Source organism: Duganella qianjiadongensis (assembly GCF_009857915.1).
Taxonomy (GTDB): Bacteria; Pseudomonadota; Gammaproteobacteria; order Burkholderiales; family Burkholderiaceae_D; genus Rugamonas; species Rugamonas qianjiadongensis.
The window spans coordinates 1-16,654 of record NZ_WWCM01000005.1 but is presented as its reverse complement, the minus strand read 5'-3'; the positions used below and the strand labels follow the sequence as shown (position 1 = coordinate 16,654).

24 protein-coding genes are annotated in these 16,654 nt (G+C 45.6%); 21 read left to right on the top strand and 3 right to left on the bottom strand.

From position 1 onward, the window contains the following. Positions 1-50 precede the first annotated feature (50 nt). Positions 51-488, bottom strand: a complete 438-nt coding sequence (locus GTP27_RS08900; protein ID WP_161038837.1) for a hypothetical protein — start codon at positions 486-488, stop codon at positions 51-53. Between the two features lie 82 nt (positions 489-570). After that, positions 571-1,470 (bottom strand): hypothetical protein, encoded by a 900-nt coding sequence (locus GTP27_RS08895; RefSeq protein WP_161038836.1) that lies wholly within the window; start codon positions 1,468-1,470, stop codon positions 571-573. Positions 1,471-1,546: 76 nt separating this feature from the next. On the opposite strand from GTP27_RS08895, the gene GTP27_RS08890 reads away from it, so the two are divergent. From GTP27_RS08890 to GTP27_RS08795, 19 genes are all read left to right on the top strand, one after another. Continuing rightward, positions 1,547-1,789 (top strand): helix-turn-helix domain-containing protein, encoded by a 243-nt coding sequence (locus GTP27_RS08890; RefSeq protein WP_161038835.1) that lies wholly within the window; start codon positions 1,547-1,549, stop codon positions 1,787-1,789. A gap of 765 nt (positions 1,790-2,554) precedes the next feature. Next, positions 2,555-3,229, top strand: coding sequence for a hypothetical protein (locus GTP27_RS08880; protein ID WP_161038834.1), 675 nt, complete (start codon positions 2,555-2,557; stop codon positions 3,227-3,229). 123 nt (positions 3,230-3,352) lie between these two features. After that, positions 3,353-4,069, top strand: coding sequence for a hypothetical protein (locus GTP27_RS08875; protein ID WP_161038833.1), 717 nt, complete (start codon positions 3,353-3,355; stop codon positions 4,067-4,069). Positions 4,070-4,195: 126 nt separating this feature from the next. Next, positions 4,196-4,726 (top strand): hypothetical protein, encoded by a 531-nt coding sequence (locus tag GTP27_RS08870; RefSeq protein ID WP_161038832.1) that lies wholly within the window; start codon positions 4,196-4,198, stop codon positions 4,724-4,726. Positions 4,727-4,847: 121 nt separating this feature from the next. Beyond that, a complete protein-coding gene (locus GTP27_RS08865; protein ID WP_161038831.1) occupies positions 4,848-5,219 on the top strand; it encodes a hypothetical protein in 372 nt (123 codons plus the stop codon). Continuing rightward, positions 5,209-5,703, top strand: a complete 495-nt coding sequence (locus GTP27_RS08860) for a hypothetical protein (protein WP_161038830.1) — start codon at positions 5,209-5,211, stop codon at positions 5,701-5,703. The genes GTP27_RS08865 and GTP27_RS08860 overlap by 11 nt, the downstream gene beginning before the upstream one ends. A 110-nt stretch (positions 5,704-5,813) precedes the next feature. Continuing rightward, on the top strand, positions 5,814-6,521 hold the full coding sequence (locus GTP27_RS08855; protein ID WP_161038829.1) for an ankyrin repeat domain-containing protein: 708 nt from the start codon (positions 5,814-5,816) through the stop codon (positions 6,519-6,521). A 70-nt stretch (positions 6,522-6,591) separates the two neighbouring features. Then, positions 6,592-7,170, top strand: a complete 579-nt coding sequence (locus GTP27_RS08850; protein ID WP_161038828.1) for a cysteine hydrolase family protein — start codon at positions 6,592-6,594, stop codon at positions 7,168-7,170. Between the two features lie 129 nt (positions 7,171-7,299). Beyond that, positions 7,300-7,722 carry a hypothetical protein gene (locus tag GTP27_RS08845; protein WP_229633572.1) on the top strand — a complete coding sequence of 141 codons (423 nt, stop codon included), beginning with the start codon at positions 7,300-7,302 and terminating at the stop codon, positions 7,720-7,722. Positions 7,723-7,792: 70 nt separating this feature from the next. Further along, on the top strand, positions 7,793-8,311 hold the full coding sequence (locus GTP27_RS08840; protein ID WP_161038826.1) for a hypothetical protein: 519 nt from the start codon (positions 7,793-7,795) through the stop codon (positions 8,309-8,311). Positions 8,312-8,616: 305 nt separating this feature from the next. Beyond that, positions 8,617-8,787, top strand: coding sequence for a hypothetical protein (locus GTP27_RS08835; protein WP_161038825.1), 171 nt, complete (start codon positions 8,617-8,619; stop codon positions 8,785-8,787). A 384-nt stretch (positions 8,788-9,171) separates the two neighbouring features. Continuing rightward, the gene (locus GTP27_RS08830; RefSeq protein WP_161038824.1) at positions 9,172-9,591 is read left to right on the top strand and encodes a DUF4019 domain-containing protein; all 420 of its coding nucleotides are present in this window, start codon (positions 9,172-9,174) and stop codon (positions 9,589-9,591) included. 67 nt (positions 9,592-9,658) lie between these two features. After that, positions 9,659-10,177, top strand: a complete 519-nt coding sequence (locus GTP27_RS08825) for a hypothetical protein (protein ID WP_161038823.1) — start codon at positions 9,659-9,661, stop codon at positions 10,175-10,177. 131 nt (positions 10,178-10,308) lie between these two features. Next, on the top strand, positions 10,309-10,692 hold the full coding sequence (locus GTP27_RS08820; protein ID WP_229633601.1) for a lysozyme inhibitor LprI family protein: 384 nt from the start codon (positions 10,309-10,311) through the stop codon (positions 10,690-10,692). 66 nt (positions 10,693-10,758) lie between these two features. Next, positions 10,759-11,136, top strand: a complete 378-nt coding sequence (locus GTP27_RS08815; RefSeq protein WP_161038821.1) for a DUF7674 family protein — start codon at positions 10,759-10,761, stop codon at positions 11,134-11,136. A 127-nt stretch (positions 11,137-11,263) separates the two neighbouring features. Then, positions 11,264-11,752, top strand: coding sequence for a hypothetical protein (locus GTP27_RS08810; protein WP_161038820.1), 489 nt, complete (start codon positions 11,264-11,266; stop codon positions 11,750-11,752). Between the two features lie 193 nt (positions 11,753-11,945). Then, the gene (locus GTP27_RS08805; protein ID WP_161038819.1) at positions 11,946-13,022 is read left to right on the top strand and encodes a DUF5700 domain-containing putative Zn-dependent protease; all 1,077 of its coding nucleotides are present in this window, start codon (positions 11,946-11,948) and stop codon (positions 13,020-13,022) included. Positions 13,023-13,390: 368 nt separating this feature from the next. Then, complete coding sequence (locus tag GTP27_RS08800) at positions 13,391-13,981, top strand: hypothetical protein (protein ID WP_161038818.1); 591 nt, start codon at positions 13,391-13,393, stop codon at positions 13,979-13,981. Between the two features lie 13 nt (positions 13,982-13,994). Further along, entirely contained in the window at positions 13,995-14,729 is a 735-nt protein-coding gene (locus GTP27_RS08795) for a hypothetical protein (RefSeq protein WP_161038817.1), read from the top strand. 54 nt (positions 14,730-14,783) lie between these two features. On the opposite strand, the gene GTP27_RS08790 is transcribed toward GTP27_RS08795, so the two are convergent. Next, positions 14,784-14,996, bottom strand: coding sequence for a hypothetical protein (locus tag GTP27_RS08790; protein WP_161038816.1), 213 nt, complete (start codon positions 14,994-14,996; stop codon positions 14,784-14,786). A 498-nt stretch (positions 14,997-15,494) separates the two neighbouring features. Between GTP27_RS08790 and GTP27_RS24260 the strand changes: the two genes are divergently transcribed. Continuing rightward, a complete protein-coding gene (locus GTP27_RS24260; RefSeq protein WP_161038815.1) occupies positions 15,495-15,713 on the top strand; it encodes a DNA-binding protein in 219 nt (72 codons plus the stop codon). A 532-nt stretch (positions 15,714-16,245) separates the two neighbouring features. Then, entirely contained in the window at positions 16,246-16,530 is a 285-nt protein-coding gene (locus GTP27_RS08780) for a hypothetical protein (protein ID WP_161038814.1), read from the top strand. The last annotated feature ends 124 nt before the right edge of the window (positions 16,531-16,654 follow it).

The following is a 16,654-nucleotide window of genomic DNA, read 5'->3' as shown; positions in this document are numbered from 1 at the left end:
ACCGGCTCTGGCTTATATTCTTACGTATATTAAAATACAATTTTTATAATTTACACTGTATTTAAAAAATCGACATCAAGGGCGACGTGGCCGTGCCTTTCTTTTGACTCTGAAGTTGCAATGAATTCAAAGACGTCGTCACTTATAAGACTGGCGTCTCTGGTTTCCATATATCGAACAAATAATTTTCCAAGATTTGGGTTGGTTGAAAAAAATCTCTCAACTCGATTTTTTACAATTTCTTTTTCAGCAACAACCTTCTTTTTATTGTCAAATCTGCGACATTCGCGCTCGTTGCTGAAATAAAATTGCTCAACAAATGTCATATTGGCTGCTAGATCTAGGACACTACTGCGGAATATGTCATTTTTTGAATATACTTCACGTAAAAATTTTTGCATTGCTTTGTCTTCTGTCTCGGCAATTACAAAACTTGGTGGATAGTCAACAACTGATTCATCACAAGAACAAATTAAGAATTTTTTCATTAGGCTATACAGTACTGCAGAAAAATAATAGGTAGAATTTTTTTTCGTTGTTGCGAAAAAAATCATGCTATGTGGAATAATTTTATGGGAGTTGGTACTTGCCATCTACAAATCGACAAGGCGCTGATGGCGGAAATATTTCGTCCCTACGAATCCATTGCTCGGTACCGTAATTTTTGACTGGAAAGTAAACCTTGACCATGTCAGATTTAATATCAACTATCGGCCCGCAATTTGTTTCAACTCCGATCTTCATAGTAGTCCGAAAGTTAACCGCTTCATCTAATATTTTTTTTCGCTGAAGACGAGCTTGGTCTTGAACAAAATTTTCTGCTGCAAGCCGATTGTTCACTATTAGCTTGAGCTTAGCATTTCTCTCGTCACGAGCCATGATCAACGCTTCTAACTTAGGCCCTAATAATGAAAGCGAACGGGCTATGTCTGCAGCAATTTGATCGCTCGTAGCAAACGGTTTTAATGGAATATGAAGCAAAAGAAAACCGGGTTTTTCGCTCACTGACGAAGAAGTTATGGAAAATTTTCCAGGAGCATCCTTATCAGGGAGAATTGCCAATTCGCACAGCGATGACGTTACCGCTTCTGTCATGCTGGAACCCGATCGTGACCAATAATAGGTTCTATATTCGATGATGACCTTTTCGCCGATTGCCGTTGCGATTATCCCGGTCTTGTGAGTGACTCCGATAGAGTCGACAGTCGTTTGCGGAAAGCGGGGGTACTTGCTTAAGTCAGGGAGAATCGACGCAATGTCCTTTGCAACTTCAATAGCAGTTACGGTGTCATTGGACGAGGAGGAGAAGAATGTAACGGCATCGACCGGAACGGGTTTAGTCGCGGTAACGCAGCCAGATAACAGCAGCGCACATGCCAAAAAGAGTGATTTCAGGTCGCCCAGATTCTTCATCGATTCTTTCATAGTGCTGGCTAAGGAGATTTTTGGTAATTTTTTGGAAAAATTCACTCAAATTACCAATATATTATGAAGACCAAATGATAGCCCAAGCTCACCATTTCTACCAATATATTGGGAGAAATGTTTGGATCCAGGTGTCGCATTCGGTCAAGTTCTTCGGGGGCTACGGCGAGAGGCCGGGTTGTCGCAAGAGCAACTGGCGTTCTCAGCTGAGATCGAGCGAAACTTCGTTAGCCTGATCGAACGAGGAGTGAATCAGCCTAGCATCCGTGTCATCTTCAAGTTGGCTCATGCACTTGGAATTTCTGCTTCCCAAATGCTTCTGTTGGTCGAAAACAAAATGCTTGATGGCCTACGAAGTGACTAGTCTGGTTCCGTCAACGTAATCGAACTCTGCACGCTGAATTTCGTTAATCACCAAGCGTCGGATGTCGAAGCCTTCTCAATTGCTCCCTTTTAATGAACCACTAGGCTACCTCCATAGTGACTGCACAACCTTTCTGCAGACGGCAGAACGTGCGGCAACATCGAATGAAATTAACGAACGCCTCGGCGATGCTCAGGCCAACGTTATCGGGTGTGGACATAGCCATATTGCACGGTCAGTCCGAGCAGAGTGTGGAACACTGATTGCCAATCCCAGTAGCGTAGGTCAACCGGCTTACGCGGACGATTATCCATATCCTCATAACATCTAGACTGGGTCACCCGATGCGCGCTACGCCATCCTCGAACAGCGCAACGGACAATGGCTAGCAGCGCTCATTTCAGTGCCTTACGATGCTCACCCGATGGCGAAGCTCGCGCATGCGCGTGGTATGCCGGATGTTGCACATGGTCTGCTAACCGGATATATGCGGAGCAATACACTAAACGCCAGCTAGGCAGCGTTCTAGTACTCATGCTCATCTGTGCGACGTAAATTTGCAAGTGGCTGCTGCGGGGCGACTTCCGTCTGGTCGTGACAAATCGTGAACTTTGCAAGCAGGCAAGATGCTATTCTGATCATGTAGACAGCATCCGGCCACAAGCGGACCGTGCGCGAGCTTTATACTGAGGAATGGACACATTTTCGGTATGTCGGCTCTCACACTTGGGAAAATCTACATAAACCGTCTATAGGAACAATGGATTGAAGACTATGCTTCTTGCCGAAACGGAAGTCGCCGCTGCTATACGCGATGTTCGCACGTTTAACGAGTCGTTGGAACGAGAGGGAATGCGGCTCGTAAAACATAGTGTGTGTATGCCGAACGATGTGGCAGTTGCATATAAGATCTGCAAAGCACTAGGTTACAGAATGCACATTGTCGAAACTATGCGGTTTGATCAAAGTGGAAATATCATCAATGGTATGGCGATTAACGGCGTGGCTTTCGTTTCTTATCCCACTCTGCACGAGCACGTGCTTTGGACTATCGGGCATGAAATGTGGCATGCAGGCGAACAGGTTGATATCGCATTGTTTGAGCCTTCCCTCATAAAAATTCTGGGCGATTGCCATCCTGGCTTGGTTAATCACCGACGCAATTTTGAAGCAGATAAGACCGTCTCGGACCGGCACGTTCAAAGCGAGGTGTTGGCCGACTTCAATGGTGAGATGTGGATTGACCCAATGTTTTGGAGAGATCTAGCCGGTTTTTCGAAAAACGGGGATGTCGTGGAGCTCTTTGAAAAAATGCAAAAAATTCTTGAAAGTGAAAAGCCGAGCGGGAGATTTGGCGTACAGTATTACAATAAAGACAAGGCTGACCTTCGAAAAGAACTCGTTGCGGTCTGGGCGCACCGGCTGGCTTTTTGTGTATAGGGATTCGTCAATGCGTACATATGGCTTGTTCGACGCCACTAAGTACAACAGTGTCGTAATTCACCTATCGGCCAATATCTGCCCATTGTGAACGATTGATAAGTAGATTTGTAGAACATCGAAATGGCTTGCGATCTTATTTTCTCTTTTCAGGAATTCTTAAAACTTGTGCCAGGATTAGCTATTTTTCCATTTAGCTTTTACCTTGCAGTCAAGAAAATAGGTACTGGCGTTTCATTCTCCTACGTGTGGAGTGTTAGCAGTATAGGAGAACGAATTAGTTCCGTTGTTCTCGTAAACAGGAAAGATCGGCCGGTAATAATTAGAGGTATTATCGCAGAATGCGGAGGTGTTGAAATCGATCTCCACACTTTTCAAGAACCTTTGATACTGAAAGCTTATGAAGCCATCCGAGTTGTTCCTGAGCCTTACTCCTTTCTAACTCTCAAGGGAGAGAAATGGGTAATACCTCATAAACCTGGTAAACCCAACATTGATTTATTTCTGGTGCTTCCAGATGGGAGGCACAAATGTAAGCCACTATTTAAGGCTCCCAGGTATTTGGTAAGAAAATATCGCCCAGCCCTTTCCGCATCTAAAAATAAATTTACGCATAATGGCATTGTTTACAATCCTGAAGCCATCAAGTTCATTGTCCTCTACCTTTACGAAGGTAAGCAGATGACCACTTTTATCGAGAACAGCGGTTTCATTTCAGAGTCAACCGGGCTCGGAACAAATATGCTGCGACCGGAGGAAATGGTTTCTCCGGAAGTCGCAACAGCTACTTTACAGCGGGCTACTCCTGGTTTAGTGGTCAACGTCTCGTGGCCAAGATAGTAGTAGGGGGCAAATGTGCCAGTAACGCCTGCTGTGATCTTAGAACGGACCGATAGACTGTTTGCGGCCATTTTCGGACACTCGTCTTTTATGTCTTACCTGTTGATGTCAAATGAAGGCAACTGAATGCCCTATTCAAAAATAGTGACATGCTATGACAGCTCTACAAATCTTGAGGGGCGCACGATTGGGGCCCTCTACGCAGAGTATAGTTTCGCCGCGCTTCGGCTCGATAAAGATGAGGTGATAAATTTTGCCGTTGAAGAAGTCACGGTGGGGAAATGGTTCGAGGTATTCCCGATTTGCCTGTATGAGTTAGGTCAGGATTACGCCTTCTCATGGACACAGCTAGAGGTACCATTTACGGTAAAGTCGAGCGAATTATTGTGGCGAGAGGAGTGGCTGGAGCCCTCGATGAACAGTTCAGAGTTCATGGGTTCCGGACCGCATTCTACCCAGTTTGCAGCTGTGCTCGGAGCAGCACCGCAATCAAATATTAATGTGGTAAAGGTCTTGGCAGGAATTAGGCTGACGGGACAGGATGGACGCTGCTTAGTCATCGCTAGCTCAGACAATACACCGTTCAAAATTGACTTGGCAACGGAAGTGTCAGAAATTGCACAAGTAATGCTGTCCCATACGGCTGAGAAAATTTGACAGTATTCGGCCAATAGCGGCCCTTGATTATGTTTGTGAAAATAGAGCTATGCATGGATTTTTTAGGCATATAACGAAATCCACTTTACTGGTGAGCGTATGTCTCTTCTGTATTTGTCTATTGAATGACGGTTACTATATTGATGGGCCAAACCCGCTTGCATGGTCTCAAGCTTGGGGATTGCTAGTCTTTGGTTGGTTAGGGATAACAACAGGAACTTATACCTGGCTAGCAAATCCCATTCTGTTCTACGCGTGGATATCAATGTTCCAAAGCAGATACCGCTCTTCGGCGCTGGCTGCAATTATCGCGCTCTTGTTGATGATTAGTTTCTTCTTCCAATCGACTGTCGTCTCTAGTGAAGCTCCCACCTATTCTAAAATAGTTGGCTATGGAGCAGGCTATTGGTTATGGATTGGTAGCGCTGTAATTCAAATCGTTGGTTGCGTCACTATACTCGTTTTTCGTAACTTGCAAAAATATGACCAATGAATTTAATGTCAATATTGGCTTCGCGGCTTACTCGGCCAAATGTGAGAATTCGAGGATTTTTCTGATGAGCCAAATGTTATCCTCAGCTCCATCAGCAGCGTTCGGCCAAGCGCAGCTACGAGAAAATCTAGTTTCTGGGGGAAAGATGTTAATCAAAGTTTGCTCGGCTCTCTTTCTCACGGCAGCCTGGGGCTCGGTTTTTGCGCAAAGTGAGAGTGACCTTGAAAAAAAGATGCTCAATAACTGTCAAGTTCTGGCGAACGAGATTAATCAGTCTCATAGTGTCGGCATCAGCCTAGAGGCCATTTCGCCGCTTGTGACTTGGCGAGCGGCTTGTGCTGAAAAACCACCTACAGGACTTGGCAATGTAACCGCTCTCTGTCAAGGAAAGCGCTTTACCGCAAAGGGTAAAGATGACGTCTTCTTCTGGCAAAAGTCTCAACATGGAAAATTGAACAACGGGTACTATGTCTGCGGTGTCTGAGCAAGTTATCCAAGCATGAGCGCATCAGACCGTTCGCGGCCAATAGCAGACAGGTGCCGAACTTCTCCTTTTTATTTATTTTTTGCTGCACAGATCAAATTGGAGTCGAAATGAAGTTTTTCAGATTGCTTTGCGGCCTATTACTGATGTTGCTAACGGCTCACATTAGTGCCCAACCGAGCGTATCAGAGCAATTGAATCGCGCTATTAAAAACACCGACGTCGATGCCGTACGCGCCCTTCTAAAGTCAGGTGCGCCAGTGACAGCGCTAGACAACAGTGGATTTCCACCGTTAGTCACTGCTGTAATAGTGAGTTCGAACAACGACAACATTTCTGAAGGACTTAAAGTTATTCGGCTACTGCTGGATGCTGGAGCTGATATTGAGCAGCAAGGGATGGTCGGAAACTCGCCATTGTTGGTCGCATGTAATTTTGGCTATCACCTCGAAATCGTAACGCTCCTACTCGACCGAGGTGCAAAGGTTAATGCACGCGGATATAACGGTACTTTCCCTTTGTATCAGGCCGTGCGCAAGAATCATCCTGCTATCGTGAATGTGCTAGTGGAGCACGGTGCAGACGTGAAAGCAGGAAATGCCGATGGCGAAACTCCACTGCATTACGCGGCACTTAATGGCATGGAAAGCACTGTTGGTCTACTCCTCGCAAATGGTGCTGATATTAACGCCCGCGACAACGAGGGAAAAACTCCTTTATCATGGGCGATGGGAAAAACGCCGACCAGCTTTCTTAGCACTGGGTCACCATTACCGGAAATGATTGATATGTTGAAGAAGCGGGGCGGAACCGAATAAGCGCAATTGCCCGCAAGGGCAGCCATTTACTTCTCTGATTATGCGCGTGCAAGGTACTCAGATATTTTATATGACCACTCTTTTAATTATTGACATGCAAGTTGGGATGACTTGGCCCAAGGCTGAGGTTCGGAATAATCACAACGCTGAGGAAACGATTGCCCGACTGCTCATGGAATGGCGCCATCGAAAAGCACCCGTGGTTCATGTGCGCCACATCTCTAGGACACCCGGCTCGCCATTTTGGCCAGGCCAACCGGGCGTTGAGTTTCAGCCAGCACTGTCGCCGTTGGCGTGCGAGCATGTGGTAGAGAAAAATGTACCCGATGCCTTCATTAACACAGGACTTGAGCGCTGGCTGCATACCCGAGGCGAATCAAGCATCATTATCGTCGGAGTAAGCACAAACAACTCCGTAGAGAGCACCGCGCGAACCGCAGGCAACCTAGGCTTCAAAACATTCGTTGTTTCCGACGGTACGTATGCGTATGCGAAAACCGACTTTAACAGTAAAGAGCGTTCCGCCGAAGATATTCACGCCATGGCGCTGGCCAATCTGGATGGCGAGTATGCCTCGATTATTAGTTCGGTCGATGCATTGGAGGTAGTACTTCCCTTGGCTTTAAGTACGCAGGCCCCCATCGGCTGAGTTCGGCCAGTAGCCGACGCTCGTTCCTGTTTGAAGCGGCGTCAGCCGACTATGATAGAGCAATAAATGGAATGGCTTAGTCCGGCCACTAACGATCAATATTTACAGATCAGACAAAGAGGAAGAAAAGTGTCCTTCACTAAACACGGGATTGCTGCTCAAAGTGTAGACTTGGGCAAAACAGTACTTGCCCTCTCTGCTCTGGGCCTATTCACAAAGCTTCTGAATATCGATTTGGGAAAGCTACAAATTCTTGGTGTAGAGCTAAAACCATCGAGTGCGAGCCTTATTCCAGGCTTTCTTGGGCTTGCATTACTTTACGCATTTGCGTGCTTCATTGTAGCCAGAATGGAGGGGGCAATCGAAAGCGAAGTTGACAAGGATGCTATAGAGCATAGAGCCAAGATAAAAGAAAAGAGAGGTTTATTAATTCTTTCATTTCTAATCTCCCCAATTTCGCTTGTGGTTTATTCGATGCCATTTGCCTTTGGATTACTTACCATATCACTACTTTGGTCTGATAGCATGAAAGTTTTAAGATCTATTTGGTAACTTACGATTTGATATTGAGCCCTATAAAAGCCGCGGTCGGCCAGAAACTGCCATTCAATCTTTATTCAATATGAGTTCAAATAAGCCTGATACACTTGGAAGCACCTATGTCGTTTGTCTTTTGGCACTAATTATCCCGAGCGCTCAGGTTGCTTTCGCTGATAACCAAGGGACACTTCTCCCCACAGGCGGTGGATCGGCATATGTTGATGGCCTAAGGATTACGTGTGGACCGGGACTGATTCCTTTTATTGCACAGGAAAATGTAACTGGGGAGATCGACTTGCCATTAGGGAAAGTTTCATTCACCGGACGTCCTGTACACTTTGGTTACTGCGGTTATCCAGTGGCTAACAATGTACCCTCAATGATCAATATTAGCGAGCAATTAAATATGCGTGAAATCACCTCCTTCGCGGTTAATCGAAGTGAAATGCCTCTTTTATGCCAGTATGGCGAATTGCCTTTTGTACTTATTGGAAGTGCCGATAGTTTTCTTCCTACTAATAAGGGCGCCGTGACTTTACAGGGTGATGAAAATAACATCGCGGTTTGCATTCAGTCAGCAAAAGAAACTATATTGAACTAATCCGAGAGGTAAAGTTTTACATTCTGATAACGAGCGGCATAAATAGTATTATTTTGTCATCCGCGAAAAAATCTGCCATAGCAGACCTCCCCTTTCTTCTTAATCGCATGGTTTTTTTATTTATCGATTGAAAATAGCTTTAGATAATATTGCGTGTATGGAAAATATATTATTTAATTGCTTTTTACACCAATTTCAATCTTTTATAAGAAAAATATTTATGGTGCGTGCGAGTTGTAAATTATTGCATTTGTATTGGACAATATTTTTATAGTTTTAGCGAAAATTAAATTAAAAAATAATATATGAAAAAGAAACATAATTTATACTTTTCAATTTTTGGAGCAATTCTTTTGAGTATAGTAACCATTAGTTGGATGACCAAAGAGAATGCAAATATTGTGGGTACATCATTTTTACTAGGGGTGCTGGCATGTAAATTAGAATCGCTATTTAGAGAGCGAAAAGATGAATAGAATTCAATAATTTTTCTGTTTTTACTCCAGTTTTCAGCTAAAAACTGTAAATAAAGTTTTCCAGTTGACAAGAGAGGAATTTTTTTGAGTCAAGATTTTCAATTTTAGATAATGCGTATCAATGAGCGCGAGTACGTCTCACTTCACCACCTAGCATTACACTTGTGGAAATGGGGCACCCTTAATAATTGTCTACGGCCTAAATCTAAACAATTGAATTCCACACACTCCGTCAATTCAGTAGTAGAAAGAGGACGGTTGGACAGTGTCATGTGTCTTCATCCGGCCAAGAGCAGCCTGTCAGCTAAGTGAGAAACTGCGCATTTTCTGCAATATCAAGCTGTTAAGATTTTGATTTGCTCTCATCCTGGTAAATGGAATCTCATGCGAAAGCTATTCTCGATATTGCTGATAGGTTCTGCAATAATTTGCGTACCTGTTTGTGCCGAAAACAATGAGGTTATTCGAAACGCAACGCAAGCGGCGCAGCTATGGCTTACATCAGCAGATGCTGGTCACTATGATGAAACCTGGGAGCAAGCTGCTCCTGTTTTTCAGCAGACTGTAACAAAAGCGGAGTGGGAGTTCATCTTGAGGGTGGTCCGAACAACAATTGGCGACTTGAAGAATCGCTCTGTAGTTTCTGTCGCTTTCGCTGAAAAGCTACCTGGAGCCCGCACGGGGAAATATGTTGTGATTCAGTACGCTAGTGAATACACGAAAAAAGCGGAAGTTATCGAGACCGTTGTTCCGATGTTGAATGAGGACGGTATTTGGAAAGTTTCTGGTTACTTTGTGAAGTGAGATATCAACGGTTTTTCGTTGTTACCGCTGCATCCGGCCAGAAGCTGCCATCTAACATTAATTCAAAATGAGTTCACATAAGTTTAATACGATTGGAAGCCGCCATATTGTTTGTCTTTTGATGTCAATTGCCTTAAACGCTCAATTTGCCTTCGCTGACAACCAAGGAATAATTCTTCCCACAGACGGTGGATCTGCATATGTTGATGGCTTACGGATTACATGTGGAACGGGACTGATTCCTTTTGTTGCACAGGGAAATGTAACTGGGGAGATCGACCTACCAGTGGGGAAAATTTCATTTACCGGACGCCCCGTACACTTCGGTTACTGCGGTTATCCGGTAGCTAACAATGTACCCTCAATGATCAAAATTAGCGAGCAAGTCAATATGGATGAAGTCACCTCCTCCGCGGTTAACCGGAATGAATTTTCTCTTTTGTGTCGGCATGGCGAATTGCCTTTTGTACTTATTGGAAGTGCTGAGGGTTTACTTCCTACTAATAAGGGGGCAGTGACTTTACAGGGTGATGCAAATAACATCGCGGTCTGTATTAGATCTGCGAAAGAAACTACGTTGAATTAATCCGAAAATGCGGAATTTTACATATTGATATCGAACGTCCCAATGACGCAGTTCTATCATATAGGCAGAAATCAGCCAATAGCAGACAGATACCGGTAGCGAGAATTCTAATTGGATAACTTCGGTTGAAAATGATGAGAAAAATTGTTTTCGCTCTTCTTTGCGTATTTTTTCGCTCAGCGGTTGCAAATTGCGAGGACCCGAAAACTCAAGTCGAGATGACGGCATGTGCAAGACAGGATTACGCTGAGCAAGATAAAAAACTAAATACGGCTTATGCTGAATATCGCGTTCGCCTCAGAGAATCTCAGAAAAAACAGCTTAAAGATGCGCAGCTTGCATGGATAAAATTCAGAGATGCTTCTTGTGAATTTGAGAGCTCCGGCGTGGAGGGCGGCAGCGTTTATCCAATGGTTCGGTACTTATGTCTTTCAGAGAAAACTGCCATTCGTTTGCAAGAAATAAAAGAACTTAGTGTGTGCAAAGAAGGAAACTTGAGCTGCCCCGCATATTGAATTAAAGCTACTGCTCGCGGCCAGCAGCGGACTGTTGGGCTCAGCAGAAAATTTTAAGGCCAGTGAATGATTGAGTTTGAAGAGATGCGTCAGTTATTGTGTCGCACATATTCCGGACTGCGAGAGCGAGTCGTCGCAGCTGCCGATGACTGGATCGGTGAGGGGGGAGAATTCTTGGCATTCCCATGGATGCACCAACTCTGCGGCCTGGTGATCGACCGCTTTCAGAGCGGTGATTATGATCAGTCCGACGCGCTATTCGGTGTTGTGGAAAAGCTTCTGTCAGAAGGCAATGAGGCTATACAAACTGTTGTGGCGACAGGCTTCCTTGAGGGACTACAGCATCAACGAAAAATAGCACCAGAACTTTGGCGGCCGTTGCTAGGTCCGTTGGCAAGGTCTCATTGTGAGGCCATGGATAAATTTCATGGCATAACCCGTTAAGTGGGGCCGGCTACGGCCAAGAGCGGCCATATCAACCTAGACCGATTCAATAATTTCAAACGGTATGACAAGAATCCTTCAATTAGTCTTGGTCCTTGTATTTGCATCGTTACTCAATGGTTGCACCATGAATGCGGTTAAAGCGCTGCCCACAGGCGAAACTCCGCGTGACGGCCGCGCAGTTGTCATTTATGGAGTGAAGGTCGAGGGTCCTTGGAAATACTCTAAGTTTTCGGTTCAATTGGCTGAGTACGACTTGGCAAAGCAGAACATTACAGGAAACTGCTTTCAGTTCAATCGCACTGAAGCTTTCGTCGCACCTGAACCTGGTGAATTGAAGTATTTCGCTTTTGAAGTTCCTGCAGGCTACTACGTATATAGCCCATTTCATCTCTCCCGACTTTCAGGGGACTTTTTAGCGTTCGAGGTTCCGTCAGGTAGGAGTGTCTACATTGGTGATTTTGTATTCGAAAAGAATGGGTTGGTAAGCTTGCATCGAGAGCCAATTGCCGAGAAAAATGGGATAGAGACGAATTGGCCTAGCTTAAAAAGGCGAATTTCACTCGCGAAGGTCTTGGCGGTGAAACCGCCTTTTATCTTCATATGTACGCCTTAGTATTATCGAAGGCTAACAAAGCGAATATTCTCAACGGGACGTCTTTAGCTCGATGTGGGAATTCGTGAAATTTCCGGATTGGCAATCTGCTATTCTGAGCACAGTCGTCCGAGTTCGGCCAATAGCCGCCGGTAGATGTTCGCAAAACATTAAGCCGGAGCGCTAATGTCTATCCCTAAAATTGGAGAACTAGATGTTTTCTTTTAAGAGTCTTGTACGTGTCGTCCTGATTCTATTGGCGCTCTGTAGTTCTGTGTTCTCAATTGCTGCTGACGAGCAGAGTGCAACTCAACTAGGTATTCATTTCAATTTCGATTTTGAGACGGCTAGGATTGTCAGTAAGGCTGTAAGCACTGGCGATTTTGATGAGGCTGCTCTCAACGATTTCTGTACGTTGCCCGATGCGAAGGCAATGATTAAAAAAATGCGCTTGAATAATTGCGACGCTCTTTTGCTTCATCTGAAAGGTTTTCGGAAGAGTAAAAAAGCAATCGCTTCTGCGCAATTGCTGACGAGTGAATTGACGCGAACCGATAATGGCAAGTATGCACCGCTGGCGGCAGAAGTTTTGCGTCAGATTAAAGACTATGTTCCGCCTGAATTCAGTGCTCACATCAATGTGCACTTCATATTTGGCAGCAACTCGGATGGATTCACGTTCGATGATGTTCCCGATGACGTCTATGTAAATTTAGCGACGTTTTCTGAAGCCTCGGTACAGGAACTTGGGGAGACAGTTGCGCATGAGCTGTTCCACGCTGTGCAGGCCCACATAATGCGGCCTGAATCATTGCCAACGGCACAAGGCCCGGCTTCAAAGACCGGGCCAATTTGGATGAACCATCTGCTCGTCAATTTGGTGCAAGAAGGAACTGCTGAGTTGTTCACGCATCCCGTGGCGGAGAGACCCCCAACTCCCTATTCAGCACAAAGGAAAATCGGCATCGAGCGCAACGCTATCCGCATCCATAGCTTGGTTACCATGTTCGAAACGTTGGGGTGGCGGTTGTTATTTGCTCCTCCGAATGACGAACAAGCGTATGACCGCATTTACGGTTTGATGTTCTATAAGAATTTTGATGAGACGGCTTATGATTTAGGTTGGCTAATGGCCAGCACGATTGTAAAAAAGGATGGGAAAATGGCGATTTTTAACTTGTTGAAAGAGGAACCAAAGCAATTTTTTCTGCATTATCAGACGATTGCATTAGAAGATGGAAATTTACCAATTTTCAGTGATGAGTTTATTGAAAAAATAAAAAATATTTGAAAATTTCAGCACGACTGTCTGGCAACTCCCCCCTCGCGTTAGCGTATGGAGCGATTGCAGCGATTCAAGCCTTGCAAGACGAGGGGCTGCTTGCCTCTAGCCTTTCGTCCGTCAAAGGGGCTGCATCAGGCTTCGATAGTGGTGACTTTCTATTTTTGGGCGCTGTAGAAGACGGACACTTTCACACTCGCATTAAAGCTGGTTAAAGTTGAACAACGCCGCAAACGGCCAAAAGCCGCCTTTCATCGGGCCTATGGCCTTACGATTGGAACAAAGCTTTTTTGATTAAAAACTAACACTAGTGTTGGCCTCTGGCGTGCGCCTGTTTGTGCCGCTGAATTTTTACCGGAGCCGTGATGCAGCTAACTATGCTAACCAATGAACTCCATTCGGCGCTCGTCTATCTTGACAGAGATTTTGTGGCAGGAAAGTACGAAATCTTTTCCGGCAAGTCGCCAAGTTCTCAGATCACCAAAACGCAAGGAAAAAAGGCGGGAGCGGCGATTCCCGTCTTTTCTGCAGAGGTGAGTGCAATCGAGACACGTACGTTTCCAATCTCTACACTGGAGATGCTTGCAACCGTAATGCCGACGATACAGCAGGTGAGCGAGATCGACACCGCTGTTTTACAGAAGGATATGTGTTCAAAGTTTGGTTGGGTGACCGCCACCCTTGGCACTTTAACGGCGAGGCAGTCCCAAGGGGTGCCCGGAACTGAAACCTACGTACAGGGCGAAGAGCAAGGCTGTTTCACGCTGAAGAATGATGCATTGAAGTTGGCGCTCATTACCACTCCGGACTACTTTGTCTCTGGGTTAGATGCTCTGCTCAAGATGCATAAAGTTCTGCTTCGCGATTTGACTATGCCGGTTCGAGCATTCGTGCGGATCATAGCCGCCCAAGACTATATGGACGAGTGGATTGCAATCCCGTACGTCATGTATGAGTACCCGCGATGACTATGCATCCTAAATGGATCGATATCGACCAAAGGCGGACATTGCGATTCTAGCTATGAGAAATGGAAAATTCCCCCGTGAATGGCTAAAGCTCACTTACTATCGGCCCAAGCTTATCCTAGATGGGCTTAGACGAATCGAGAGAAGCGGACTGCTAGACAAGCTGCCGTATAAGACTGCGGCATTGCGCACTAACAAGTTGAAGCCTTACTTAGAGGGGCGTCAAGCTGCTCTTTTTTGCCATGGTATGAGTGCACGAATCGGCCAAGAGGTGTCCTTCGCACTTTTCGAATCATCGGACTATGACATAGTCGCCAAATTCGAAACTGGTGATGTCACCAGCATGGTGCCGGTCCAGTTAAAAGAGCTTCCTCCGTCAAACATAAATCCAAATGTTCAACTGCAAGATATATTGGATAAGCTCGAGGAAAGGCTTAAAGATTCGAAAGATTTAGTTGTCGCAATTCACATCAATCGAGATTTAAACGAACTTTGTCCAGCTAAGCTAAGATTGCCGAAAGCACTTGGTGAAATCTGGCTATACGGTGCAAAAGACCATACACAGCAAGCCTGGTACTTGATCGGGGATTTACTGAAAGATCCAAATCTTGTAAGCGAATTTGGTTATCCTTCGAGCCGAATCTATTCAGCTAATTGGAAACAAAATGTATTGGGCCGTCGCTTAGGGAATATAGCTTTATCCTTCGGCCCCTTATCCATGTATCGGAAAGAGAAAAAGACAGGCTAATTTCAAAGGTCCGCTATGGGGCGGATGCTGCCGGTCTTAGTCAGACACAGTGCGTCAGCTCAAGTATGAGCTAGTACAGATAAAGCTGTCTTTTGTTGGATTCAGCCCGGCAAGCAGGCTTGCAAGGCGCTCGGTAAATCGAGTAAAGCGCTCACGGTCTTCATCCGACATCTCTGCACAGCATTCCCTGAATATCTGAACGGCCTCTGGATCCGTCTGCATCAACTCATCGAAGGCGTATTCTTCGTCATCCGTCAGTTTTGTCATCACGATCACTTCACACGCAGTTCACCAGTTCGGAATTTTTCCTTCATAAACGGTATACGCAGGCCTCCCGGACGCTGATCATAATTGCTAGTCCGCAAGTCGGTGCGTGCCCAGGAGTCCCAGTATTGAAGGCGGATCAGGATAAGATCGATCAAGCTAAAAGTGGAGTTCAAGATACGCAGAAATGCTATGCGCTCGATTTATGCGAGCGCGCATAGGCGCAAATTTCGGTGCGACACGCCACTACCGACAGTCATTCGCAGGCTGCCACGACTCCCTTCCCATGAATCACTCGCTAAGCCAAGAGATAATTATTTCCACAACTGCAATCCCATCGAAATAATATTTGCAACAATGTGGATAAGTGAAAATTTACACCATGAAATCTGCAACATCACCGAATATTGACTTTCAGGAAGGAAAGGGGCATCCTGAAGTCATTGCGTATAAGTGCGTTTATGTGACGACAGTGCGAGAGACTCTGAAAATCAACCCGACATGACTCCGGAGCAAAAAATTAAACAAGAAATCCGAGATGCGGGACTAACCGTTGCACAGTGGGCCGCTATAAACGGGTTCAACCCGAGCTTGGTCTATGCAGTTCTTACAGGAGAACGCAAATGCTATCGGGGGCAGTCCCGAGCAATAGCCATCGCATTTGGATTAGTATCCGGTCCTCTAAGTTCAAAGGAGATGAAAACGCCTGACGTGAAGTGAAAAGCGCACTGGGCGGGAAAGGCTCAGTGCGCTTAGGGATTGCAAATTTCGACTGCCATTGAATTCTCGCGCGAGGTCCTCAGCGGGTCAATCCCTTCTTTGTGGAATTTTGTGAATGCGATAGCAGACACTAAACATTCATGTCAAAAAATCTGTGAACCTTCTCTTTGGGGCAACCTAAAAAAGACCATGCCGAATTCTGGCGTAGGTGCCTGATGCGTCGCATTGATGATCATCTGCTCGCGCCCAAAATTACAGAGCTAAACACCTTAACAGCACTAGTCTCGACAGGGAGTATATGGATTAATCAAAGGACTTAGAAAGCAAAAAGCCCTCGTTCGCGCGAAGGCTTTGCTGAAACAGGAACGTTCTACTAAGGATTAGGATGATTCCACTCTACAACGTCGGGCGGGAGCTGTCAAGCCCTCCGATGGCGTCTTCGGCTGCTTTCTTCGTTTCACCATTTAGTCAACAAAATCCACTCGGTCGGCAATGGCACGGGGAGATGGTAATGGCAAATCGGAGAGCGGCAATGAGAAAAATTCGTGAAGTTTTGAAGTGCTTGTATGACCGTAATTTGTCAGCGCGAGAGACGGCTCGATTCACCGGATTAGGGCGTACTGCCGTGAATGAATACCGCGAACGATTCCGGCAAGCTGGCTTAGTCTGGCCACTGACAAGCGAGATTGATGATATGGCCCTGGAAGTTGCACTCTATCCACTCCAACGGGCGACCGAGTCAGTTGGACGGCAAGAGATAGACTTTGAGGTTATTCATCTTGAGATGAAAAACAAGGGAGCAACTCTACGAGTCTGAACCGTTCCGGGATTTTGAGAGGCCCCGTGGTGTGAGTCAGACCGGGATGGCTTGACCGGAAAGTTGACGATAGTAATTCATTTCAGCTTCAGCAGGCGGGATATGGCCAATCGATTCCAGCAAA